Origin of the sequence: Geomonas sp. RF6 (assembly GCF_021044625.1) — a bacterium.
Taxonomy (GTDB): domain Bacteria; phylum Desulfobacterota; class Desulfuromonadia; order Geobacterales; family Geobacteraceae; genus RF6.
On sequence record NZ_CP087999.1, the window covers coordinates 4,056,578 to 4,081,021 of the forward strand.

The 24,444-nt window shown below is 62.9% G+C and carries 25 protein-coding genes; all 25 read left to right on the forward strand.

Annotated elements, in window-relative coordinates; translation table 11 throughout:
* The first annotated feature begins 12 nt into the window (after nt 1-12).
* The 25 genes from LPW11_RS17310 (at nt 13) to LPW11_RS17430 (ending at nt 24,432) form a co-directional block, all read left to right on the forward strand.
* Nucleotides 13-1,137 carry a PilW family protein gene (locus tag LPW11_RS17310; RefSeq protein ID WP_230995125.1) on the forward strand — a complete coding sequence of 375 codons (1,125 nt, stop codon included), beginning with the start codon at nt 13-15 and terminating at the stop codon, nt 1,135-1,137.
* A 15-nt stretch (nt 1,138-1,152) separates the two neighbouring features.
* Nucleotides 1,153-1,785, forward strand: a complete 633-nt coding sequence (locus LPW11_RS17315) for a pilus assembly protein PilX (RefSeq protein ID WP_230995126.1) — start codon at nt 1,153-1,155, stop codon at nt 1,783-1,785.
* Between the two features lie 290 nt (nt 1,786-2,075).
* Nucleotides 2,076-2,561: a pilus assembly FimT family protein gene (locus tag LPW11_RS17320; protein WP_230995127.1), complete on the forward strand. Its 486-nt coding sequence runs from the start codon at nt 2,076-2,078 to the stop codon at nt 2,559-2,561.
* Nucleotides 2,533-2,964, forward strand: a complete 432-nt coding sequence (locus tag LPW11_RS17325) for a prepilin-type N-terminal cleavage/methylation domain-containing protein (protein WP_230995128.1) — start codon at nt 2,533-2,535, stop codon at nt 2,962-2,964. The genes LPW11_RS17320 and LPW11_RS17325 overlap by 29 nt, the downstream gene beginning before the upstream one ends.
* Before the next feature lie 5 nt (nt 2,965-2,969).
* The gene (locus LPW11_RS17330) at nt 2,970-4,166 is read left to right on the forward strand and encodes a PulJ/GspJ family protein (protein ID WP_230995129.1); all 1,197 of its coding nucleotides are present in this window, start codon (nt 2,970-2,972) and stop codon (nt 4,164-4,166) included.
* Nucleotides 4,167-4,225: 59 nt separating this feature from the next.
* A complete protein-coding gene (locus LPW11_RS17335) occupies nt 4,226-4,861 on the forward strand; it encodes a pilus assembly protein PilX (protein WP_230995130.1) in 636 nt (211 codons plus the stop codon).
* Between the two features lie 275 nt (nt 4,862-5,136).
* Nucleotides 5,137-5,343 (forward strand): helix-turn-helix transcriptional regulator, encoded by a 207-nt coding sequence (locus tag LPW11_RS17340; RefSeq protein ID WP_442899792.1) that lies wholly within the window; start codon nt 5,137-5,139, stop codon nt 5,341-5,343.
* A gap of 19 nt (nt 5,344-5,362) precedes the next feature.
* A complete protein-coding gene (pilM, locus tag LPW11_RS17345; RefSeq protein WP_230995131.1) occupies nt 5,363-6,415 on the forward strand; it encodes a type IV pilus biogenesis protein PilM in 1,053 nt (350 codons plus the stop codon).
* Nucleotides 6,412-6,954 (forward strand): PilN domain-containing protein, encoded by a 543-nt coding sequence (locus LPW11_RS17350; RefSeq protein ID WP_230995132.1) that lies wholly within the window; start codon nt 6,412-6,414, stop codon nt 6,952-6,954. Before pilM ends, LPW11_RS17350 begins: the two co-directional genes overlap by 4 nt.
* Before the next feature lie 71 nt (nt 6,955-7,025).
* On the forward strand, nt 7,026-7,631 hold the full coding sequence (locus LPW11_RS17355) for a type 4a pilus biogenesis protein PilO (RefSeq protein WP_230995133.1): 606 nt from the start codon (nt 7,026-7,028) through the stop codon (nt 7,629-7,631).
* Nucleotides 7,606-8,160 carry a pilus assembly protein PilP gene (locus LPW11_RS17360; RefSeq protein WP_230995134.1) on the forward strand — a complete coding sequence of 185 codons (555 nt, stop codon included), beginning with the start codon at nt 7,606-7,608 and terminating at the stop codon, nt 8,158-8,160. Before LPW11_RS17355 ends, LPW11_RS17360 begins: the two co-directional genes overlap by 26 nt.
* A 12-nt stretch (nt 8,161-8,172) precedes the next feature.
* Entirely contained in the window at nt 8,173-11,127 is a 2,955-nt protein-coding gene (pilQ, locus tag LPW11_RS17365; protein WP_230995135.1) for a type IV pilus secretin family protein, read from the forward strand.
* 73 nt (nt 11,128-11,200) lie between these two features.
* Nucleotides 11,201-11,998 (forward strand): hypothetical protein, encoded by a 798-nt coding sequence (locus tag LPW11_RS17370; protein WP_230995136.1) that lies wholly within the window; start codon nt 11,201-11,203, stop codon nt 11,996-11,998.
* A 242-nt stretch (nt 11,999-12,240) separates the two neighbouring features.
* Entirely contained in the window at nt 12,241-13,422 is a 1,182-nt protein-coding gene (aroC, locus tag LPW11_RS17375) for a chorismate synthase (RefSeq protein WP_230995137.1), read from the forward strand.
* Nucleotides 13,423-13,956, forward strand: a complete 534-nt coding sequence (locus tag LPW11_RS17380) for a shikimate kinase (protein ID WP_230995138.1) — start codon at nt 13,423-13,425, stop codon at nt 13,954-13,956.
* A gap of 416 nt (nt 13,957-14,372) precedes the next feature.
* Nucleotides 14,373-15,455 carry a 3-dehydroquinate synthase gene (aroB, locus tag LPW11_RS17385; protein WP_230995139.1) on the forward strand — a complete coding sequence of 361 codons (1,083 nt, stop codon included), beginning with the start codon at nt 14,373-14,375 and terminating at the stop codon, nt 15,453-15,455.
* Nucleotide 15,456: 1 nt separating this feature from the next.
* A complete protein-coding gene (locus LPW11_RS17390; protein ID WP_230995140.1) occupies nt 15,457-16,536 on the forward strand; it encodes a tetratricopeptide repeat protein in 1,080 nt (359 codons plus the stop codon).
* Nucleotides 16,526-16,888, forward strand: a complete 363-nt coding sequence (locus LPW11_RS17395; protein WP_230995141.1) for a roadblock/LC7 domain-containing protein — start codon at nt 16,526-16,528, stop codon at nt 16,886-16,888. The genes LPW11_RS17390 and LPW11_RS17395 overlap by 11 nt, the downstream gene beginning before the upstream one ends.
* A complete protein-coding gene (gene aroQ, locus LPW11_RS17400; protein WP_230995142.1) occupies nt 16,888-17,331 on the forward strand; it encodes a type II 3-dehydroquinate dehydratase in 444 nt (147 codons plus the stop codon). Before LPW11_RS17395 ends, aroQ begins: the two co-directional genes overlap by 1 nt.
* Before the next feature lie 21 nt (nt 17,332-17,352).
* Nucleotides 17,353-18,420, forward strand: a complete 1,068-nt coding sequence (locus LPW11_RS17405; protein ID WP_230995143.1) for a M24 family metallopeptidase — start codon at nt 17,353-17,355, stop codon at nt 18,418-18,420.
* A gap of 153 nt (nt 18,421-18,573) precedes the next feature.
* On the forward strand, nt 18,574-19,047 hold the full coding sequence (gene accB / locus LPW11_RS17410) for an acetyl-CoA carboxylase biotin carboxyl carrier protein (RefSeq protein WP_230995144.1): 474 nt from the start codon (nt 18,574-18,576) through the stop codon (nt 19,045-19,047).
* Nucleotides 19,048-19,193: 146 nt separating this feature from the next.
* On the forward strand, nt 19,194-20,534 hold the full coding sequence (accC, locus tag LPW11_RS17415) for an acetyl-CoA carboxylase biotin carboxylase subunit (RefSeq protein ID WP_230995145.1): 1,341 nt from the start codon (nt 19,194-19,196) through the stop codon (nt 20,532-20,534).
* Between the two features lie 3 nt (nt 20,535-20,537).
* Nucleotides 20,538-20,930 (forward strand): glycine cleavage system protein GcvH, encoded by a 393-nt coding sequence (gcvH, locus tag LPW11_RS17420; protein WP_230995146.1) that lies wholly within the window; start codon nt 20,538-20,540, stop codon nt 20,928-20,930.
* Nucleotides 20,931-21,187: 257 nt separating this feature from the next.
* The gene (locus LPW11_RS17425; RefSeq protein WP_230995147.1) at nt 21,188-22,036 is read left to right on the forward strand and encodes a menaquinone biosynthetic enzyme MqnA/MqnD family protein; all 849 of its coding nucleotides are present in this window, start codon (nt 21,188-21,190) and stop codon (nt 22,034-22,036) included.
* Nucleotides 22,036-24,432: a putative bifunctional diguanylate cyclase/phosphodiesterase gene (locus tag LPW11_RS17430; RefSeq protein ID WP_230995148.1), complete on the forward strand. Its 2,397-nt coding sequence runs from the start codon at nt 22,036-22,038 to the stop codon at nt 24,430-24,432. Before LPW11_RS17425 ends, LPW11_RS17430 begins: the two co-directional genes overlap by 1 nt.
* Nucleotides 24,433-24,444: the final 12 nt, after the last annotated feature.

The window sequence follows — 24,444 nt, forward strand, 5'->3', positions numbered from 1 at the left end:
TCAGAGGAAGACATGAAGCATTTGCGCACTACCGCAGGATATACCCTCGTCGAAGTCATCGTCGTCATGGCCATATTCATGGCGATCATCATTGTCACCGCCGACAGCTTCAACACCGTCACCACCCATGCCGGGCAGCAGTCGAAGTCCGCCGAAACCCAGATCGCCGGGATCGTAGGCCTCGAGCTCCTGCGCGCCGACCTGCAGCAGGCGGGGTTCGGGCTTCCGTGGGATTTTAGCAGCAACCCGAACTACCAGGAGGCGGACGACGGCGCCTTCGTGAACTCCTTCAACGACGCCCCGAGCAACGCCCCGCGTGCGGTGGCGAGCGCGCAGTCCACCTTCAACCAGGACGCCAGCGGCGCCTCGGACTACCTGGTCATCAAGAGCACCGTCGTCGGCTCCACCCCCACCGCGAAGAAGTGGACGACCGTCGCCTTCTCCGGGGGGACGCGCGCAAGGAACCCGGTGCGCGATGCCGCCTTCGGAGCGGACGAGCGGGTCATCGTGGTGAAGAACTCGCTGGCCAGCACCCCCCCGAAGCAGCTCCTCATGGTCGACTCCAGCACCGGCTCATACTTTCGCCCCTTCGGCACCTACTCCACGATCATTTCGCGCCACCAGGACGGCGACTCCTTCGAGGTGTACGGAGTGCACCCCACCGCCGACCCGAAGGCCCCTTTCAACAGGGCCGACTACTACGTGAAGACCCCGGCATCGGGGATGCCGCAGGACTGCGCCCCCCATACCGGGATCCTGTACAAGTCGGTGCTCGACCACGCCACCCGCAGGCTCTCCGCCGGCACCGCTCTTCTTGACTGCGTCGCGGACATGCAGGTGGAGTACGGGCTTGACACCTCCGGCGCAGGCTTCGTGAACGACCACGTGGACGCGCCCCCCACCGATGCGGCGGACGTACGCAGGCAGGTGCGGGAGATCAGGGTGTACATACTCGCCCACGAGGGGAAGAGGGACCGTTCCTATACCTATCCCTCCGAGACGATCAAGGTCGGCGAAGACTTCGGGGGTACGCACGGCAGGCTCTTCAACCTCAATGATCGCATCGGCGGCGAATACAAGCATTACCGGTGGAAGGTGTACACCATCGTGGCGCGCCCCAAGAACCTGATCCAGTAGGCACGAAGGAATTTTATGCGAGTTGTACGAAACGAAGACGGGATCGCCCTTGTGGTGAGCCTCATGTTTACCCTCATCAGCCTGGCGATGATCCTCCTGCTCCTCGAGCTCGTCATGAGCGCCAGCAAGATGACCGCCGCCCAGGCGCGCTACAAGAACGCGCTGGAGGCGTCCTACGGCGGCACCGAGTTCCTCACCAGGACGGTCATCCCGCGCGTCATCGATGATTTCACGAGCGGCAGCACCTCCCTTCTCAGCGACTTCGGTGGGACCGACAAGCTCGGGCTCACCCTCCCCAGCGGCGCAGCGCTGCAGCAGAAGCTCACCACCCCGACCGCCTCGTGGACCGGGGGGACCGCCGCGAAGAGCCTGAATCCGAAGGAGCTGCCGGACGTCGTCTTCAACCTGAAAGGGCAGACCGGCGCCCCGGACTTCAAGGTGTACAGCAAGATCGTGGATACCGTCCCCGGGGTCGGCCTCCTCGATACGAGCGGCGTCGACTACCTCGACCCGGGGATCGGCGTCGCCGGTGCCGGCGCGAGCACCCAGTCGCCGCGCACCCCCAACATCTACTCCATCGAGGTGCAGGGGGAGAAGGCGGTGAATCCGAAAGAAAAAGCGAACCTCTCGGTGCTGTACGCCTACTGAGAATCGCCTGACGCACAATGAGAAGCCGGACCCGTATATGCGGGGCCGGCTTTTTTTTTGCCGTCTCGAGGTTATACTACTAAAGTCATAACCCGCTCTAACCCACCCTCATTTGCCTCACAAGAGGCAGCCGTTCCTGACACACGCCGCGCCGCGCAGGCGCTTTTGAGAGAACCGATCGCCCACTCCGCATGCCAACCACGGCACAAGGGAAGGGGACCGGATCTTTTTCTGTCACACTCCTTCTGCTATGTCTTTAGCGCCTTTCGTCACTGTCGGAGTGAGAAAAAATGAGAGAGCGCGGATTCTCCTTGATAGAACTGGTTGTGGTCCTCTGCATCGTCTCCATACTGCTCGGTATAGCGGTCCTCAGGTTCAGTGACTATATCCGGCGCAGCAGGAAGGAGGCGCAGACGAGGATGATCCAGACAGAGATCATGCAGGCGAGACTCGCCGCCCTGACGGAGAGGAGGGGGAGGCGGGTGAAGCTGAAGCGGACCTCCTTCGAGGTGTACTCCTCCACCCAGGACGACGAGGATGGCGCCTCTCCGAGGGTGCGCCTCCAGCTCAACTACCCGATCACCTGGAACTGCACCGGGACCGCCATCGACATCGACGACCGGGGGATCATCAGTCCGCCCTTTCGCTCCATCTGCATGGAGGAGTCCGGGGACAGGAACCTCACCGACAGCGTCGTCCTCTACTACACCAGGGTGAACCTGGGAAGCCGGAAGGAGGGGAAGGACTGTGCTTCGGAGTTCATCACCGTCAAGTGAAGAGGGCTTCACCCTCATCGAGATGCTGGCGGCCCTGCTCGTGATGATGATCGGGCTCCTGGGGCTCTTGCAGGCGGTCATCGTGGCGCTGGAGTACGATACCCGCAACGTGCTCCGCGAGGAGTCCGTGCGCCTCGCCGAGAAGGAGATGAACGCCTTCAGGCTTGCCGCCGGGCACCAGAACGACGGCGATTTCAAAATGGCGGCCTTCGGCGACCGCACAAAGGAGGAGTCGACCATCGACGTGCCGCTGCAGATCCGGGGGGGAGGGCGCCTCTTCACCGTGACAAGGGAGTACCAGTCGACGGGGGGGAAGTCGCGAAGGCTCCTCGTGCGGGTGAGCTACAACTACAGGGGGGACAGGCTCCAGCATGAGATATACACCATCAAGAGCAACAGGTGAGCGCCATGTGCCGTGACGAGGGGGGGTACACCCTTGCCGAGCTGGTGGTGGCGATCGGGGTCTTTGCCATCGTCATGACCCTCACCACCCTCACCTTCAACCGTATCGTCTCCACCTCCAGCCACCTCGTCAGGTCCGAGCAGACCCAGATCGAGGGGATGATCGGGCTGGAACTCCTGCGCATCGACCTGGAAAACGCAGGGCTCGGGCTCCCCTGGTCGTACCAGACGACCGGGTACGCAGGGTATGCAGAGGCTCAGGAAGGGGATAACGATCCTGATGCGTTCAACGAGGCGTTCGACGGCACGGCGGGGCAGTTCATGGCGCCGCGGGCTGTCCTTGTCCGCCGCGGCACGGGGACCGGAATAAAGGGGGCTGACTATCTCGTCCTCAAAGGGGCGGCGCTCGGGATGAGCCGGGTCGCGCGGCGGTGGAGCTTTCTCACCTACAGCAGCCCCCTTCACGCGGTGGTGAAGCCGAGCCGGTCGGAGAGCGAGCTCTACCTCGGCACCGACAGCGGTCGCGTCATCGCCCTTCGGGACAGCGTGAAAAACGGGGTGGTGAGCAAGGAGCTGGTCATGCAGGGGAGCCTCTTTTCCTTCCCCTACAGCAAGCCGTTGCCGGTGGCGTACCTCCCGAAAAATCCGCAGGACCGCCTCGTCGTGTACGGGGTCGATCCTGACACAGCCACCCCGCTGACACGTCCCTTCAACAGGGCGGACTACTTCATAAGCACCCCCGACGATCTCCCGGCGCGCTGCGCGAAGGGAACGGGGCGACTCTCGAAGATGGTGCTGAAGCAGCAGGGGGATGCCAGCGGAAGCCAGTTCACGGTTTTTCCGCTCCTCGACTGCGTCGCGGACCTTCAGGTCGTGGTGGGGCTGGACACAAACGGCGACGGCGACATCGACCTTCATACCGACGATCTGATGAACGTGAACGAGTTCGACCCGCGCACCATCCGCGAGCAGGTGAAGGAGATCAGGGTGTACATACTGGCGCAGGAAGGGGGGAGGGATCCCTCGTTCCTCTATCCGGTGCCCGATGCGGAAAAAGCGATCGTCGTCGGAGACGAGGCGGAGGCGCCGGAGCAGACGCGGGAGCGGAAGGCTTCCGAGCTCTCCGCAACCTTCGGGGGGGACTGGCGCCACTACCGGTGGAAGATCTTCAGGATCGTCGTTCAGCCGAAGAACCTCGAGTGAAAAGGGGTATGCGGAAAGTGCCCAGAGTTCCGGGAGGTCGGGGCGAAAAAGGGGGGATCATGGCGAAGGTGCGCGGGGAAGGGGGGGCGGCTCTGGTCACGGCGCTCCTTCTGACCCTCCTCTCTCTGGTGATAGCGACGGCGCTCCTTTACTCCGTGACGCAGGGGATAAAGAGCACCGCGAGCCACAAGCGCTACAGTACCGCGCTCGCAGCGGCCGAAGGGGGGGTGGATGTCCTGGCGAAGGAGATCATTCCGCAACTCTTCCTGAAGGCGATGAACGGGCCGCTGACCTCGGACTCGCTGGAGCAGGTGCACGACATGTTCTCCTTCGACGTGAGCTTTCCCGGGGGGAGCGCGCAGTGCCTGCAGCAGAAGCTTTCCACCCGCACGGAGGAGTGGAGCGCCTGCACCGCGGAAGGGAAGAGCTCGGACCCCGCGACACTCCCCGACGTGAGCTTCGTCCTCCAGGGGACCGGGCATTCGAAGGAGTACCAGGTATCGACGAAGATCGTGGACACCGTCCCCGGCAACTCCTTCCTTGGCGGTTTCGACCTCGACGCAGGCGGCGCGGTCGACTGGAAGGACGAGGAGATCTACCCGCAGCACGTCCCCTATCTGTACAGCATCGGGGTGCAGGGGGAGACGACGGACCTAAGGGAGAAGGCCCGCCTTTCCGTTCTCTATGCCTACTGATATACAAAAAATATTTCGCTGATAGATCGGGCCGTTATCGGGCAGACTTTGCGCAGATCCGGCATTTCCCCGCCCAGAGCGGCTCCGCGGCGGGGGAGGGGTGTAATTGCACTTGAAACTTTTATTGGTACCATCTAATTTGCCTCATCAGAGATCATCACTCATTATCTTTTACATCCAAAGAACATAATTACATATAACTTAAAACAATTTCTTGACTTTTCTTTTAATTACTGTAAATCTGCGCCAAAATCTGTCCGGAGTCAGGTGCTGGCATGCCCATAATCGTTAGCAACAGCGTCAAAAAGTTGAGGGAAGAGCGTTTGATGAGCAAGGCCGAGCTGGCCCGCCTGGCCGGCGTCTCCCCCATCACCGTCGACAGGATCGAGCGTGGTGAGGAGTGCAGGATGGAGACGAAGCGCAAGATCCTGCTGGCGCTCGGTTTTTCACTCTCCGAAAAGGACAAGGTGTTTCAGGACTAACCGTTCAACAGGACGCACAATGCTCTTCACAAGAAAAAAAGAGATAGTGGGGATCGACATAGGTTCCAGCGCGGTGAAGCTGGTCCAGTTGAGGTCGCTGAAGGGGGGCTTCCAGCTCTCCAACGTGGGGCTCCTGCCGCTGCCGGCGGAGGCGATCGTGGACAACACCCTCATGGACAGCTCCTCCATCGTGGAGACGATCAAGAACCTCCTGCAGAGCCTCTCCATAAAAGCGAAGGAGGCGGCGTGCTCCATCTCCGGCAACGCGGTCATCATCAGGAAGATCTCGCTGCCGGTCATGCCCGAGGAGGAGCTGGAGGACCAGATCCACTGGGAGGCGGAGCAGTACATCCCCTTCGACATCAACGACGTGAACATCGACTTCCAGATACTCTCCCCGGACGAGCACGACCCCTCCAAGATGAACGTCCTTCTGGTGGCGAGCAAGAAGGACATCATAAACGACTACCAGACTGTCTTCACGGAGGCGGGGCTGAGGCTCGTGGTGGTGGACGTCGACTCCTTTGCGGTGCAAAACGCCTACGAGGCGAACTACGAGGACGGCTTCACCGAGGTCGTGGCGCTGGTGAACATCGGCGCGAGCATCATGAACCTGAACATCGTGCGCGGCGGGGTCTCCCTTTTTACCCGCGACGTGCAGATGGGGGGGAACCTGTACACGGAGGAGATCCAGAAGCAGTACGGGGTTTCCACGGAGGATGCCGAGGCGATGAAAGTCGGCGCCTTCGCCTCCGGCGACGCGCGTCTGAAGGAGATCATGCAGCGGGTGAACGACTCCATCTCCCTTGAGATGCGCCGCTCCCTCGACTTCTACAACTCCACGGCAGGGGACGAGCGGATCGTAAAGGTGTACCTCTCCGGGGGTGGGGCGAAGACCCCCTTCCTGATCGATGCCGTCCAGCAGAAGCTGCAGCTGCCGGTGGAAATCTTAAACCCCTTCACGAAGGTGGCGGTGAACGAGAAAGACTTCGACCCCGCCTACCTGGAGGAGATCGCGCCCCTCATGACGGTCGCCATGGGCCTTGCGCTGAGGCGGGGAGGGGATAAATGATCCGCATCAATCTCTTACCGGTACGCGCCTCCAAAAAGAAGGAGACGATCAGGCAGCAGATCTCCATCGCGGCCGGCACCCTCGTCCTGGTTCTGTTGATCGGCGTAGCTCTCTACTTCGCTACCGTTTCGAAAATCGCCGCGGCAAAGGAGAAGATCCAGACCTCGGAGAGCGAGCTGACGTCGCTGAAGTCGAAGATCGGCGCCATCAACAACATAAAGAAGCTGCAGGCAGATGTTAAGAAGAAGCTCGACGTCCTGAATAGCCTCAGGAAGGAGAAGACCGGTCCGGCCAGCCGCCTCGCCGCCCTTTCCGACGCGGTGCCGGAGAAGCTCTGGCTCACGAGATACTCGGAGAACGGGGCGAACGTGTCCGTCGGGGGGATCGCGCTCAGCGAGGACCTCATCGCCGCCTTCATGCGCAACCTGCAGGGAAATCCCGCCTTCACGAACGTGGAGCTCCAGGTCTCCGAACAGACGGAGATGGCGGGTGTGAAGGCGAAGCGCTTCGACATCAACTTCAGCATCAAGGGGAAGTAGCTCCGGCGCGCAGGCCGGACCGTTCCCACCTTACCTACATTTAGTACAACTGCGGTCAGCAGGGGCTTTTCATGGATCCGTCAATAGAGAAAGTACTGAAGCTGCCCACCAAACAGAAGGTGGCGCTGTTATGCCTCATGGTGCTCCTGGAGGGTGCGCTCCTGTACAACTTCCTGTACAGGCCGCGCATGGAGGAGCTGAAGAGCCTTCAGACGCAGGTGGAGGATCTTGACCGCCAGATCGCCGAAAGCCGCCGCATCGCCAACAACCTGCCGAGGTTCAAGAGCGACTATGAGCAGCTGAAGAAGGACCTGGACAACGCCCTCACGGAGCTGCCGAACTCCAAGGAGATCCCCTCGCTTCTCACCAGCATCTCCAACGCCGGGAAGAGCGCAGGCCTCGAGTTTCTCCTCTTCAAGCCGCGCCCCGAGGAGAAGAAGGAATTCTACGCCGCAGTCCCTGTAGACATCTCCGTCTCCGGCACCTTCTACCAGGTTGCAGACTTCTTCGTCGCCGTCGGCAATCTCCCCCGCATCGTCAACATCAACAACGTGAACTTCTCCGACTTCAAGACCGTTGGTGGGCGCACCACCCTGAAGGTGAACTGCCTGGCCACCACCTTCCGTTTCCTTGACCAGAAAGAGACCAAGGATGAAAAGACTCCCGCACCGAAATAGGGCGCTTTTGTGCGCGCTCACGCTCATGGTCGCGCTCCTTCCTGCCTGCAAGAAGAAGGAGGAAGCGCCCGCGCCCGCGACCCCCGCGGCGCCGCAGCCCGCTCCCGCCCCGCAGGCGGCACCGGTACAGAAGCAGCACTCCTCCGCACAAGCGCAGGGTGGAGGGCAGGGCGACTTCAAGGCGCGCCGCGACCCCTTCAAGCCTTTCCTGGAGGCGCAGCCGCAGAAGCCCGCCGAGCAGCAGGGGGAGACGCTGCGCCCGAAAGGGGACGAGCTGCCGATACAGAGCTTCGAGGTGAGCAAGTTCAGGGTCACCGGGATCATCGCGGGGATCAAGGAGAACCGCGCGCTTCTGGTCGACCCCCAGGGGAAACCGTACGTCGTGCAGGTAGGGATGGTGGTGGGAAACCACCAGGGGCGCATCACGCGGATCACCCCCTCGTCGGTTGAGGTGGTGGAGCGCTACCGCGACGAAGCCGGACACGTCAAGAAGAGAACCATAGTGCTTACGCTGGCCAAGAAAAGGTAAGGAGCGTTTCAGATGAGAATGTACCCAAGCAGAACCCTTTGTCAGGCGCTGACACTCATCTCTTTGTGGGCGGCCTGCTCCGGCTGCGTAAAGAGGATGTCCGCGGCGAACGAGCCGCTTCCGGCGGAACGCTCCAGCTACGCCACGATACAGTCGGTGCAGGTCTCCCAGGACGCTTCCCAGGTGGAGCTGAAGAGCGACAGGCCCCTCACCTACACCTCCTACAAGCTCGATGCGCCGCCGAAGGTCATTGTGGACCTCTCCCAGACCGAGCCTGGCGCCGCGGCGACCGCCCAGGAGATCAACGCCGGAAATATAAAGCGTATCGACCTGATGCGCCAGCCGGTCGGCGGCGGGGTCCTTACCCGCATGGAGATCGCGCTTCGCTCCGATGCGGAGTTCGAGGTGAACACCGACCCGCAGGACAAGGGGAAGCTCATCGTGAAGCTCGCACCTGCCGCGGCGGTAGCGCCCCAGCCGCAGGCGGAGGTGAAGCAGGAGGCGCCGCCGGCGGACGCCAAAGGTGAGGCTAACGCGGAGCACCCCGTCCTTGCCGCGTCCGCTACCCCCTCCGCTGCTGCAGCCGAGCCGAAAGTTGAAGAAAGAAGGGTCACGGAGGAGCCGGTTCCCGCCGCCAAGGAGGCCCCGGCCCCCGCAGCCGTCGCACAGGCGGCAGCGCCGGACGGCGCCGCAGGCGGAGTCGCCCCCGCCCCCTCTGTGCAGGCCGCAACCTCGGAGCCGGCACCTGCCGAGCAGAAAAGCGCACAGGCGGGTGCGCCGGAGTCGAAAGCCGCCCCCGCCCCATCCGCTCCTGCAGGTGCCCCGCAGCGCCTCCTTACCTCTGTGGCAGTTTCGCCGGACGGGATTGACCTCGGCATCGCCGGCGGGATCGAGACCTTCAGCGCCTTCAAGCTCCGCGCGCCTGACCGCCTGGTGCTCGACCTCTTCGGCGTGAAAAACAAGGTGAAGCAGAGTGTGGTGCCGATAGAGGCGTACGGCATCGGCAGCGCACGGATCGGGATCACCCCCGACAAGGTCCGCGTCGTCCTCGATGCGCCGGAAGGGCTGGCGCCGTTCGAGGTGCGCCCGACCGACAACGGTCTGCGTATCCGTTTCAAGGGTAAGGCGCCGGCAGCGGTCGCAGCGGCGCCGGTCGAAAAAGGTGCGCCGGCCGAGCCCCCCCAGCCTGAAGCGAAGGCTCCGGCCGCTCCGGCTGCGACCCCTGCCTCCCGCGAGCGCATCGCGGCCCCTGTGAAGACGCAGGTAGAAGTTCCGGCCACCTCTCTGAAGAAAGGGAAGGGGGCACTGGAGGCCGTCGACTTCAAGGTTGTGGAGAACAGGGCGCGCGTCCTTTTGAAGCTCGCCGGCGATTGCCAGGCGGGGAAACCGGTCCGTACGGCGGAGGGAATCTCCCTTGTGCTCAGGAACTGCCAGGTACCGAAAAAGCTGCAGCGCTCACTTGATACCTCCGGCTTCGGCTCCAACGTCCTCTCGGTCGTTCCGTACCAGGTGAAGGCGAAGACCGGCTACCAGGCGAGGGTGCAGGTGCGCATGAGCGAGTCCTCCCCCTTCACCACCTTCCAGGAAGGGGACACCTTCGTTCTGGAGATAGAGCAGACAAAACCTGCTGCTGCAGCGAAGGCGCCGGTGGCGCCCGTGGCGCCGCGCCACGAGAAGGCGGCTCCCCCTGCAGCGGAGGAACTCGCCGCCGCACCCGCGGAGCAGAGCGGTGTGGTGGAGCTTCCCCCGACGGTCGGCTCGACTGTTGCCCAGAAGAAGGTGTACAAGGGGCGCCGGGTGACCCTTGAATTCTCCGATGCGGATGTGCGCAAGATCTTCCAGCTTATCGCCGAGGTCAGCAACCTGAACTTCCTTGTGGCGGACGATGTCACCGGGACCATCAGCATAAAGCTCGTGAACGTCCCCTGGGACCAGGCGCTGGACGTCATCCTCGACAACAAGGGTCTCGGGATGCAGCGCGAGGGGAACATCGTCCAGATCAAGCCGAAAGGGAGGATCCTCAGCCAGGCCGACGAGGAGACTGCCGCGAAGAAGGCGCGGGAGCGGACGATGGAGCTCAGAACCGCCGTCTTTGACGTGAACTACGCGAGCGTTTCCGACGTCATGATGCAGTTTGCCGCCCTGAAGAGCGACCGCGGACTCATCACGAAGGACGAGCGCACCAGCAAGGTCATCGTAAAAGACATCGCGATGGCGATCGACGAGATGCGTAACCTCCTGAAGACCCTCGACACCCCGGAGAAGCAGGTGATGATCGAGGCGCGCATCGTGGAGGCTTCCTCCAACTTCACCCGCGACCTGGGGGTGCAGTGGGCGATCCACTACAAGGACGCGTCGGCCTCCACCGCCGGCATCAACACGCTCGATACCGGCTTTGGCGGCGTTGTCTCCACGGTGCTGCCGACCCTTACCACCGGCGGTCTTGCCACCGGGATGTCGTTCGGGAAGCTCACCAGCAACATCCAGATCGACATGAGGCTCTCCGCTGCGGCCACCATCGGCCAGGTAAAGATCATCTCCACCCCGAAGGTCGTGACGCTGAACAACAAGGCGGCGAAGATCTCGCAGGGGCAGTCGATTCCGTACCAGACGACCTCGGCGGAGGGGACGAAGACCGAGTTCGTGGAGGCGGCCCTCACCCTCGAGGTCACGCCGCACATCACCCCCGACGGCTCCGTCAGCATGAAGATCAAGGCGAGCAACAACTCCCCCGGCTCCGGTACCCCGCCGCCGATCAACAAGAAAGAGGCGACCACCGAACTCGTGGTAGCCAACGGCGAGACGACGGTCATCGGCGGGATCTACGTGGACAGCGACACCGACACCAACACCGGGGTGCCGTTCCTGTCCGACATCCCGCTCCTGGGATGGCTCTTCAAGTCGAACACAAAGTCGAAGATCAAGACGGAGCTTTTGATCTTCATTACGCCGAAGCTGGTGATCTGATCCGCGGGCACCGAGGACAGCGGTTTAATCTTGGGGGGCTCCCCCAGCATGAAATGGAGAAAATGGAGAGAGTATGAGATTCAGGTCCCTTTTGTTGGCAGTCTTCTCTTTATTCACCGTGGCGCTGGCCGGGTGCGGTGGCGGTAGCGACGGGCTAAACGGCGCGGTAACTGTTACGGTGGCTGCCACCGGTACGGAAATAAAGGCCACCGCACAGTACACCAACCCGACGGTGACGAACCTCATCGGGCAGCCGATCAAGTTTTCCTTCCGCGTCGGAAACGGCGAATACCAGGATCTCGGCACCTACCATACCAATAACTCCGGCATCGTAAGCGTTTCCTTCCATCCCGCCGCCTTCACCGGCACGCAGACGGTGACCGTGAAGGTGGAGGCGGACAAGCTCACCGACTTCGCCTCCGTCTCCCTTTCCGGGGTGGCGATGACGTTGACCCCCATTCCCGCGGTCGACTTCGCTGTCACCAGCGACCAGGCAAACACCTCGACCGAGATCCCGATCCCGTCGCAGGCGGGCTTCCTTACCGTCAACGATCCGTTCGATACCTCCTCCACGCATCTGTTCAAGATCACCGCGACCGTCGCCCCGACTTCGGCCGGAGCCACCGTGACCTTTGCCGACACCGGCACGAACACGACGACGATTGTAGCCACCGGCACCGGTGACTTCCCGGGCGCTACCTTGACGATGACTTCTCCTGCGGCGTCGAACACCATTTCCGTCACCGTCACCTGGACCGTAACCGAGCTCACCGTGGTGAACAACCAGGCAGTCCCCCTGGCGGGGGGGCTGACAGGCAACACCACGACCGCCGTCAGCCTGACCACGAACGCCCCTGTCACTACGCCCTAGCCCCCTCTCCGACAAGGGTGGCAAATACCGGTACGAAGCAAATGCCAGGGGACATCCCCTGGCATTTGTGTAACTGGAGCTCGGCAGGTGCTATCGCGATAACCTTTGATTGCCGCAGGAATAACTGCTAATATCCCGCTGCACCTGTCGCGCGCCCCGGTATGGCGGCGCCAGAGGGCCGGTGCCGGAGAAGGCAGGAAAGGCAGTACGGGCACCCCAGTAATTCGCACCAAGGAGAATGCATGTTCAGGTACCTCACCGCGGGGGAATCGCACGGCCCGCAGCTTACCGCCATAGTAGAAGGAATTCCCGCAGGGCTTTCCCTTACCGAAGAAGAGATCAACAAGGACCTGGCAAGGCGGCAGGGCGGCTACGGCCGCGGCGGTCGCATGCTCATCGAGACGGACAAGGCGCGTCTTCTCTCCGGCGTGCGCTGGGGAAAGACGCTCGGCTCCCCCATCACGCTAGCGGTAATAAACAGCGACTGGGTCAACTGGGAAAAGCGCATGTCCCCCCTAGAGGAGGACCGCGACGACAGCATCAGGGTCACCCGGGCGCGCCCGGGGCACGCGGACCTCCCCGGCGCCATGAAGTACGGGCACGACGACGTGCGAAACATCCTGGAGCGCTCCAGCGCCCGCGAGACCGCGGTGCGGGTGGCGGTCGGCGCCGTGGCGAAGGCGTACCTTTCCGCCTTCGGCATCACGGTCACCGGGTGCGTCACCGAGCTCTGCGGCATAAAGGCAGAGCGCCCCGCTCTCCCTGCCGAGGAACTGCAAAGGATCATCGCGGCTTCCCCGCTGTACACCTGCGACCCTGAGGCGGACCAGAAGATGATCGCCCTCATCGACAAGGCAAAGGCCGATGGCGATACGCTGGGCGGCGTCGTCGAGGTGCGGGTAAACGGCCTCCCCGCCGGGCTTGGCAGCCATGTGCAATGGGACCGGAAGCTCGACGCGCGTCTCGCCGCTGCCGTTATGAGCATCCAGGCGTTCAAGGGGGTGGAGGTGGGGCTCGGCTTCGATGCCGCCCGCGCACCGGGCTCCCAGGTGCACGACGAGATCTTCTTCGACGGGGAGAGGGTAGCTAACGGGGCGCAGAGCGGCTTCTTCAGGAAGACGAACAAGGCGGGGGGCCTGGAGGGGGGGATCACCAACGGTGAGGAACTGATCGTGCGCGGCGCCATGAAGCCGATCCCCACGCTGTACACGCCGTTGCGGTCGGTGGACATCCTCTCCAAGGAGCCCTTCGAGGCGACGGTGGAGCGCTCTGACGTCTGCGCGGTTCCCGCTGCTGCCGTCGTTGCGGAGTCGGTGGTGGCAATCGAGGTCGTCAACGCCTTCATGGAGAAGTTTGGCGGAGACAGCATCGAGGAGACCCGGAGGAATTTCACCTCCTACCTCCAGTACCTGCGAGAGTTCTGATTGAGGAACATCTTTCTTACAGGCTTCATGGGGTGCGGCAAGACGAGCGTCGGCCAGGTGCTCGCTGCGATCACCGGGTTCCGCTTCGTCGACCTTGACCGCGCCATCGTTGAAGAGGCCGGCGCGACCGTGAAGGAGATCTTCGCGGGGGAGGGTGAGCCGGCCTTCCGCCGCCTCGAGAGCGAGGTGCTCGCGAAGGTGGCGCAGGAGGAAGGGATCATCGTGAGTACCGGCGGCGGTGCCGTTATCGCCGAGGATAACCGCAGCGTCATGCGGCAACACGGGACGATTGTGAACCTGACGGCGAGCGTGGCAGCGCTTGTGGAGCGGCTCTCCGGCGACAGCGAGCGTCCCCTCCTGCAGGATGACCCGTCGGGGGAGCGGATCGCGACGCTCATGGCGAGCCGGGAAGGGTACTATGCCGATGCGGATCTGCGCATCGACACCACTGGAAAGACGGTGGAGGCGATCGCCGCGGAGATTGTGCACTTTATGGAAGGGGAGGGGAACTCTCGAACGGAGCCCCTGTTCTAGGTAATTCGAACGACGGTTTGTGTGCCGTGCATGGATAAGGCAAGGGCTTGGGTTCCCGCCATGTGCGAAGGTTCATCCGCAAATTCCGGGGAGCGCGGGTACATTTCCACGAAGCACTGCAAGAGATCCGACGTTCCCCCCTTTGCGAAGGGGGGGCAGGGGGGATTTGATTACCTCTCGGTCGTAGCACTGCTATGGCAGTATAAAAATCAATGGTATAGGCTCCAGCGGTTTTGGCCGGTTTAATTTGTTGTGACGGCAGCAGTTACCACCGAGTCTGACATCTTGCTTGCGCACCTTACGCGGACGCTTCCTTGCGAAGTCAAATCCCCCCTGTCCCCCCTTCGCAAAGGGGGGGACGCGAGGTCGCGTGCGGCGCTTCGGTGAAACGTCCCCGCCCTTTGTACGAGGTAACAGTGGAAAGAATAAAAGTGGATCTGGCCGAGCGCAGCTACGACATCACCATCGGCGCCGGCAATCTTCATACTCTCGGTGACAGGTGCAAGGCGCTCTCCCTCTCCGGGACCGCCGCGGTCGTGACGAACCGGACGATCGCGCCCCTCTACCTCGAGCGGGCCTGCGCGAGCCTCGCGGCCGCCGGCTATCGCACCGTTCCGGTTAAACTTCCGGACGGCGAGGCGTTCAAGGAGAGCGGCACACTGAACCTCATCTACGACTCCCTGGTGGAGGCAGCCTTGGACCGCGGCTCCTTCATAGTAGCTCTCGGGGGGGGGGTCATCGGCGACATGGCGGGCTTTGCTGCTGCGACATATCTGCGCGGCATCCCCTTCGTCCAGGTTCCCACGACGCTCCTCTCGCAGGTCGATTCGAGCGTTGGCGGGAAGACCGGCATCAATCACCCGAAGGGTAAGAACCTGATCGGCGCCTTTTACCAGCCGAAGGGGGTGCTGATCGACGTCGCCCTCCTGGACACCCTGCCGGACCGCGAGTACTTGAGCGGACTCGGGGAGGTGGTGAAGTACGGCGCCGTTCTCGACGCCCCCTTCTTCACCTTTCTGGAAGAGAACGTCGACCGGCTCCTGGCGCGCGACAAGGACGCCCTGATCCACGCAGTCGGCCGCTCCTGCGCGCTGAAAGCCCGCGTTGTGGAGAGCGACGAGCGCGAGTCGGGCCTTCGGGCGGTGCTCAATTACGGCCACACCCTCGGTCACGCCGTGGAGACCCTCACGCACTACAGCCGTTTCCTGCACGGCGAGGCGGTAGCGATCGGCATGGTGCAGGCTGCCCGCATCTCCCGCTCCTTAGGGCTTTGCGGCGACGAGGAGTGCCGCCGGATAGAGGCGCTCCTGCAAAAGCTGCGTCTCCCGCTGGAGCTTCCGTTCTTCCCCTTCGAGGAGTACGAAGAGGCGCTCTCCCACGACAAGAAGGTTCGCCACTCCGGTCTTACATTCGTCTGCAACAAAGGGATCGGCGACTTTTCCCTCGAGAGGGTAACCGATCCCGGGAAGCTGCTGAAGATCTGCGGCATAGGAGCATGAGATGATAGAAACCGCCATTTCTTTCTGGGCTGACATAAAGCGATACGAGGACATGCTGGAAGCGGATCCCCGCTCGTACTGCTTTGCACCGCTGTCGGAGCTGTACCGCAAGCTCGGGCTTCTGGACGATGCCATCTCCGTCGCCAAAAAAGGGTGCACCCTGCACCCCGAATACGCCGGCGGCTTTCTGGCGCTGGCCGCAGCCCTCCTGGACAAGGGGGAGAAGGGGGCGGCGCGCGAGGCCCTGGAGCGGGTGGTCGGCTCGAACCCGGACAACCTGCGGGCTCAGAAGCTCCTGAGCCAGGTCTACGCCGAGGCGGGAGAGACCGATCTGGCGCGCGAGGCTCTCCGGCGCGTTCTCGCCGACAACCCCGACGACGCCGAGAGCGCGCTCCTGTTGCGCACCCTCTCCGGCAGCGCGCCCGTGACGGCCGCCGCCGAAGACGCAGTGGAGGAGGTGGAACTGGAGGAGGTCGAGCTCGTCGAGGAACTGACCGACGAACTGGAGCCGGAGGAGCTTTTCGAGATGGAGGAACTATTCGACCTCGAGGAGCCGTTGCCGGAGGAGCCGGAGCCGCCGCAAGCTCCCGCCCCGCCGGTCGCGGCACAGGGGAAGGATCCGCTCTCCACCGCCACCATGGCTGAACTCTACCTCTCGCAGGGGTTTCCGGAGAAGGCGCTGCGCATCTACCGCGCGCTCCTCGAGGACGACCCGGCTAACCTGACGTACACAAGGCGTGCGGCCGAGCTCGAGCGTGCCATTGCCGCTGCCGCCGAAGCCGGGGTCCCTGCAGTCGAGGAAGAGGATCTCCCGAACGTAGAGGAGGGGGAGCTTTCCTTTGCCGCCGAAGAGGAAGCCGCTTTCGCAGCCGGTGACGAGGGGGCTCTTGCAGGCGCTGAAGAATGGGCGCCCTTTGCCGCGGCAGAGGAGCAAGCTCCCGCTGTCGTCCCCCCGCTGGCGCCGGTTGCCGCGTCTCCCGTCCCCTCCGCGGCTCATCTTGCCAAAAGTGATCAGCAGACAGTGGAAATCCTCGAGGAGTGGCTAGAGAATATAAGAAGGAGGAAGCAGCATGCCCTTTAAGAGCATCTTGCAGCAGATCGTGGAGGAAAGCGGCGGAGGTCTCGGCGGGATCGTCATGGGGTACGACGGCATCGCCATCGACGAGTACCAGGCGCAGCGCGATGAACTCGACGTGCACCTTCTGGCGGTGGAATACGCCTCTGTACTGAAGGAGATCAAGAGGACGGTGGGGGTCCTGAAGACCGGGGAGCTGGAAGAGGTCTCCATCTCCAGCGAGCAGTGCCGGGTCATCGTGCGCGGCGTGAGCGACGACTTCTTCGTTGCCCTCGTACTTTCGGCAGACGGCAATTACGGCAAAGGGCGCTACCTCCTGAAGCGCGACGCCTGGAAACTGCGCGAGGCGCTCCAGTAATGGCGGCGCATCGCATACTGGTGCTGCACGGCCCGAACCTGAACCTCCTGGGAACGAGGGAGCCGGGGATCTACGGGGCTGCGACGCTGGAGACGATCAACGATTCCCTCGCCGAACTCGCCCGCGAGCTCTCCGTGGAACTTACCACTGTGCAGTCAAATCACGAGGGGGCGCTGGTCGACGCCATTCAGGGTGCGCGTGGCACCTGCCAGGGCATCCTCATCAACCCCGCGGCATACACCCACACCAGTGTGGCCATCCGCGACGCAATCGCCGCCGTTGCCCTCCCGGCTGTGGAGGTGCACCTCTCCAACGTGCACGCCCGGGAGGAGTTTCGCACCAGGAGCTACATCGCCCCGATCGCCCTCGGACAGATCTCCGGATTTGGCGCAACTAGCTATCTTTTGGGGCTGCGCGCACTGGTGAGCCACCTGGAAAAATAGATTGTCAAGATGGGGGCTCTTATGTTAGATAACAGAATCTCGGCGGCCAGGGGTGCTCTGAAGGGGTCCGGCGCCGATCTTTTGATCGTTACAAGCCTCAGTAATATAAGATATATTTCCGGTTTTACCGGTTCCAGTGCTCTCCTTGTCGTCTCCGAAAAAGAGGCCTTTCTCCTTACCGATTCCCGCTACACTTCCCAGGCGGCCGCAGAGGCCCCGGGGGTGCAGGTAATCGAATATGCGCAGCGCCTGGAAGGGGTGAAGAGGCTTCTTCAGGAGCAGGGGGCGCAGCGGATTGCCTTCGAGGCGGCACACACCACTGTCGCCGCGCACAAGGATCTGTGCTCGGTCCTTCCCAACCTCGAGTTCATCCCCGTCGACAAGGAGCTGGAGGCACTTCGCACGGTCAAGGACGCGAGCGAGCTTCGTCTCCTCGAACAGACGGCGCAGATAGCCTCGGAAGCGCTGCAGGAGATCCTCCCGCAGGTACGACCCGGCGCCGTCGAGCGCGACGTCGCTCTCGCCCTCGAGATCGCCATGCGGCACCGCGGCGCCCACGGGATATCGTTCGACTTCATCGTCGCCTCCGGTGAGCGGGGCGCCCTGCCGCACGGCAAGGCCTCCGACAAGGTCATCGCCTACGGCGAGCTGGTGACCCTCGACTACGGCGCGCTGTACCAGGGATACTGCTCCGACGAGACGGTCACCGTCTGCGTGGGGAAACCCGATCCCCGCCAGGTCGAGGTGTACGAGACGGTGCGGGGAGCGCAGGAAGCCGCGATAAAGGGGGCACGCCCGGGGATGACGCTGAAGGAAGTCGATGCCCTGGCGCGCAGCTACATCGAGAGCCGCGGCTTCGGCAGCTACTTCGGGCACGGGCTCGGCCACGGCGTCGGCATCGACATCCACGAGCACCCCACCGTCTCCCCGCGGGGAGAGGGGACCGTTACCGAGGGTATGGTCTTCACCATCGAGCCCGGGATCTATATCCCCGGCTGGGGGGGGGTGCGCATCGAGGATACCGTCGTCGTGGAGCAGGACGGGTGCCGGTGCATCACGAAGGTCCCGAAGGATTTGATCGTTTTATAGCTCCCTAAAGATGCGGGACCGTCCCCCGGTCTCCGCGTTCTTTTGTACTTTCCGTTTTGCCGGCCGGCGCGAGGTGCCCCCACGGGAAGACCCTGCGAAGGCCGGATCTTTGCGCGCAGACGTGCGATTAACTGTAATGAAAAGGAGAAACACGTGGATATAAAAGACCTGAAGACGCTCATCAAGATGGTCACCGAGACCGACATCACCGAGTTCGAGCTCGAGAGCGCCGACGAGAAAGTGGTCATCAAGAGGGGCGCCGTCGCAGGTGCTCCCCAGTTCGTGCCGCAGCACCCCGCGCAGTACCCCTTCGCGCCCCAGCCTGTCGCTCCCGCCCCCGTAGCAGCACCCCCCGCCGCTCCCGCAGCCGAAGCCGAGGCGGAAGAGGGTGAAGTCATCGTATCCCCCATCGTCGGCACCCTGTACCGTGCGCCGTCCCCGGAAGCCGCCTTCTTCGTGGAAGTAGGGCAGGTGGTCGAGAAAGGGGAGGTGCTGTGCATCGTAGAGGCGATGAAGCTCATGAACGAAATCGAGGCGGAGTTCCGCTGCAAGATCGTGAAGGTCTGCAAGGAGAACGCTTCCCCCGTCGAGTACGGCGATCCCCTCTTCGTGGTGGAAAGGCTCTAGTACCGCCCATCCATTGCATGGAGCAGGATACCGCAGCGGCCGCTCCCTTCCGGTGAGCCCCGTACCGGCATTTCCCTCTCCATTCGGCATTGTCGCGGCTTTTTCGGGAAACCGGAGGAGCACGCAGACCGGAGAACCACAAAAGTATGTTCCATAAAGTGCTCATAGCGAACAGGGGGGAGATCGCCCTCCGCATCATCAGGACCTGCCGGGAGATGGGGATCAAGACGGTCGCCGTCTACTCCCTCCCCGACAAGGACTCGCTCCACGTGAAGCTTGCCGACGAAAGCGTCTGCATCGGTCCTGCCCCCAGCATCAACAGCTACCTCAACATCAACGCCATCATCTCGGCCGCGGAACTGACCGACGCCGAGGCGATCCACCCGGGATACGGTTTCCTCTCCGAGAACGCCGCCTTTGCCGAGATCTGCGAAAACTGCGGCATCACCTTCATCGGCCCCTCCGCCGAGAGCATGCGCATCATGGGTGACAAGATCAGCGCGCGCCAGGCGGTCATCAAGCAGGGGGTGCCGATCCTTCCCGGCACGAAGGAAGGGGTGGCCGACGTGAACGAGGCGATAAAGGTCGCCAAGGAGATCGGCTTCCCCGTCATCATCAAGGCTACCGCCGGCGGCGGCGGGCGCGGCATGAAGATCGTGCACTCCCCGGCGACCCTTCCGAACGCCTTTGCCACCGCGCGCGCCGAGGCGCAGAGCGGCTTTGGCAACCCCGAGGTGTACATCGAGCGCTACTGCGAGTCGCCGCGCCACGTGGAGATCCAGATCCTCGCCGACAAGCACGGCAACGTCGTGCACCTCGGCGAGCGCGACTGCTCGATCCAGCGCCGTCACCAGAAGGTGATCGAAGAAGCACCCTCCACCGTCACCACGCCGGAACTGCGGCAGGCGATGGGGGACGCTGCGGTGCGTGCCGCCAAGGGGGTAGGGTACTCCTCCGTCGGCACCATCGAATTCCTGGTGGACAAGCAGAACAACTTCTACTTCATGGAGATGAACACCCGCGTGCAGGTCGAGCATCCGGTGACGGAAATGGTGACCGGCGTCGACGTGGTGAAGGAGCAGATCCGCTCCGCCTACGGTCTGAAGCTGCGCTACACGCAGGACGACATCAAGATCAAGGGTCACTCCATCGAGTGCCGCATCAACGCGGAAGACCCGGTCCGCTTCACCCCGTCCCCCGGACGGATCACCAGCCACCACACTCCCGGCGGTCTCGGAGTGCGCGTCGACTCCTTCGTGTACACGAACTACACCGTGCTGCCGCACTACGACTCCCTGATCGCGAAGCTCATCGTCCATGCCGACACCAGGGAAGAGGCGATTACCAGGATGGCCCGCGCGCTCGACGAGTACATCGTCGAAGGGATCAAGACCACCATCCCGTTCCACAAAAAGATCATGTCCAACAAGGACTTCATCGAGGGAAATATCGACACCGGCTTCATCGAGAGGCTGGTACTGGAGTAAGGTATGGACTTTCCTGATGAACTGAAGTACAGCAAGGAACATATCTGGGTGCGCGTGGAAGGAAACCGCGCCGTCATCGGCATCACCGACTACGCGCAGCACGAGCTCGGGCACATCACCGCGGTGGAGCTCCCCGATCCGGGTGACGACCTGGATCAGGACGACTCCTTCGGGTCCGTGGAGGCGAGAAAGACGGTGGCGGAGCTCTACGCCCCCCTCTCCGGCCCGGTGCTGGAGGTGAACCACGAGGTAGTGGACACCCCGGAAATCGTGAACGACGACCCGTACGACGGCGGCTGGCTGGTGGTGGTGGAAGTCGTCGATCACGAGGAGCTGAACCTCCTCATGTCGGCAGAGCACTACGAGGAGTTCGTCTCGGTCGCCGAGGAAGAGTAGCGCCCCGTATACAAACCTTATAATTCAAGACCTGACCCCGGGGTCAGGTCTTGAATTATAAGCTTCTACCAGCAGCTCAGGAAAAGGCGAGGGGTCTCTCTCGCCTTTTCACTTTCGGCGGCGGAGGAAAAGGGGAAGCTCTCCCGGCGTCATATATCGGCGCGTTTTGCCTTGATCTCATGTTTACATTGGTATAGTCTACCCCCGCCGACCGCGCCCCCGCTGGTCCGGCACAGTAGAGATTCCGGAGTTTCCCCTTGACGCTGCAGATCGGACATATCAGGTACGCCAACTGTACCCCCATCTTCACCGCCCTGGCCGCCTCGTTCGATTGCAGCCGCTACACCTTCGTCGACGGCGTCCCTGCAGAGCTCAACGCGAAGCTGCGCAGGGGGGAGGTGGAGGTGAGCCCCTCCTCCTCCATCGAATACGCCCAGGCGAGCGAAAAGTACTGTCTCCTCCCTGACCTCTCCATCAGCTCCATCGGCAAGGTAAAGAGCGTACTCCTCTTTTCCCGCCTCCCCATCGAGGAGCTCGACGGCAGCACGGTCGGTCTTACGCTGCACTCCGACACCTCTGTGAACCTTCTGAAGGTTCTCCTCGCCAAAAAGTACGGCTTCGAGAACAGCTTTCAACGGACCGAGCTTCCCCTCGACGCGGCGCTTTCCCGCTATCCGGCGCTCCTTTTGATCGGTGACGCTGCGCTCAAGAGCGCCGCCATCGAGCACGGTTACCGGGTGTACGACCTGGGGGAGCTCTGGTACGACTTCACCGGGCTACCCTTTGTTTTCGCACTCTGGATTGTGCGGCGCGAGGCGGCGGCCACGAAGGGGAGGGAACTCTCGGAGCTCGCCCGCGATCTTGTCGCGGCAAAGGAGCTCGCCTACCACTCCTACCCCGCCATTGCCGCCGGGTGTGCGGAGAGGGGATGGCTGTCATCTGACGACCTCGTCGACTACTGGCGCACCATCTCCTACGATCTCACCCCCGCCCATCTGAAAGGGGTGCGCACCTTTTTCCGCTATGCATTCGAACTCTCCCTTATCCCGGCAGAGCCTGAGCTGCGATTTTTTGCTCCCCAAGGAGCAGAGGTGACCGCCGCCTGATGGGGGTGGGGAGAGAGGCGATCCTGTGGCCCGCGCGCATGGGGGAGGGCTCGGCCCCTCCCATCACCGTGCTCATGCGCGCGAAGTGGCTGATGCTCCTCCTTCTTGCCGTGTACACCCTCTGTGCCGGTACCTGTTACTCCTTCAGCCGTTTCGGCTTCTTCGTCACCAGGTCGCAAGGGGCGTTCCTTGCGCTTTCCATCTGCGTGGTGGTCATTTACAACCTTTCCTACCAGCAGGCCTACGCGAAGCTCTCCCCTTTCCGTTTCTTTCACCACCTGCAGATCCTTATCGACACCTTCCTGGTGACCGTCCTGATCCATTTCAGCGGAGGGGCGGCCAGCTGGCTCTGGCCCCTCTACCTCGTCGTCACCATCGAGGCGGTCTATCTCCTGGAGCGGCGCGAAGAGATCTGCTGCGCCTGGCTCGGAGCCGCGTTCAGCCACGGCACTCTCCTCTTCCTGGAGCACGGGCGGCTTCTGCCGCACATAGCGATGCCGTTTGTGGACCAGAGGGTGCAGGACGATGTCCTCTACCTCCTCCTGATCTGGTTTTTCGCCACCGTCTTCAATGCTGCCATCGCGATCATCGGCTGCGAGCTCATGTCCGCCCTGCGCGGGGAAACGCAGATCCTTCGGGAGAGCGAGGAGCGGCTGTACAGCTTTCTAAACCGCACGAACGATCTCATCCACAGCAACGCCCCGGACGGGAGCTTCCTCTACGCCAACGACGCCTGGCTGCGCACCATGGGGTACTGCCGCGATCATCTCGACTTTCTTACCGTGGAGGACGTGCTGCACCCGGAGAGCCTGCAGCGCTACCGCGAGGAACTGGACCGGGTCCTTTCCGGCGGGGAGAGCCGCTCCTGCGAGCACCTCTACATCGCGCGAAACGGCGCCCCCGTCGCGGTGGAGGGGAATCTTTCCTGCACCTACGATGGAGCAGCACCGGTTGCGGTGTGGGGTATCGGACGGGACATCGGGGAGCGAAAGCGCGCCCAGGAGGAGCTTTACCACAGGGCACACCACGACCCCCTGACCGGGCTTCCCAACCGTCTCCTCTTCCTGGACCGGCTGCGCCAGATGCGCGCCGTCTCCCAGCGCATGGGTCAGCGCATGGCGCTGCTCTATCTCGACCTGGACCGCTTCAAGTGGGTCAACGACACCCTCGGGCACGGCGTCGGGGACAAGCTGCTCCAGGAAGTGGCGCAGCGGCTCTCGGCTTGCGTGCGCGAGACGGATACGGTGGCGCGCATCGGTGGGGACGAGTTCGTGATCGCGCTCGGCCAGCTGCGCGACTCCCACGGCGCGGAGGTGGTGGCTCGCAAGGTGCTGGCGGCGCTGGAGCCCCCGTGTCTCGTCGACCATCACTCCCTCCAGGCGGGAGTCAGCATCGGGATAAGCATCTACCCGGACGACAGCGACGAGCTCGAAGAGCTGATGAGGAAGGCGGACGTGGCGATGTATTTCGCCAAGGAGAAGGGGAGGGGAGGGTACCGCAGCTACTCGAGAGAGCTCTCCTTTCACACGGAGACGCTCCTGGCCGATGCACTGGAGCAGGCGCTGGAGCGCGGTGAGCTGCGCATCTACTACCAGCCGAAGGTGGAAGTGGTGACCGGACAGGTGAGCGGCGTGGAAGCGCTCGTGCGCTGGGAGCACCCTCGCTTCGGCCTTCTGACTGCGGCGCAGTTTCTCCCGCTGGCGGAGAAGGCGGGGCTTCTCGAGCCGATCGGGCGCTGGGTCCTGGAGCGCGCCTGTCAGCAGAACAGGAAGTGGCAGGAGGAAGGGGGAGCGCCGCTGCGCGTGGCGGTAAATCTTTCGCTGTGCCAGCTGAAGCAGGGCGACCTGGTGGACCGGGTGCGCGATGCGGTCGCGAAGGCGGGGCTCGACCCGCACCTGTTGGAACTGGAGGTTGCCGAGAGCGCACTCATCGATGATCCGGAATACGTGAAGGGGGTCCTTGCCGCTCTTTCCCGACTTGGCGTCGGAGTTGTGCTGGACGATTATACCCGTAAAGGTGAGGCTGCCGGGCTAAAGCTCCTCGGTGTCCGCTCCCTGAAGATCGACAGCCGCTTCACCGCAGCGCTGGAGGACAGCGACGCCGCGGCCCAGGCCGCGAGCTCCATCATAGACCTGGGGAGTGCCCTGAAGCTGAGAGTGACCGCGGAGGGGGTGGAGACGCAGGGACAGCTCCTCTTTTTCCAGAGGCAGGGTTGCCACGAATTGCAGGGGTACTTCGTGAGCAGGCCGCTCCCCCCCGAGAGGGTGCTCGACTTTGTGCGGGGCGGGGTGACTGAGCTTTTGTGGCAGGACAGCTCAAGAGTGAAAGACGAGTCCGCGGCGCCTTCCCTCCTGGCAGGGGAGGGGGAACTCACCTCTTCACATGCCTCAGTGTAGTCCATGTAGGCC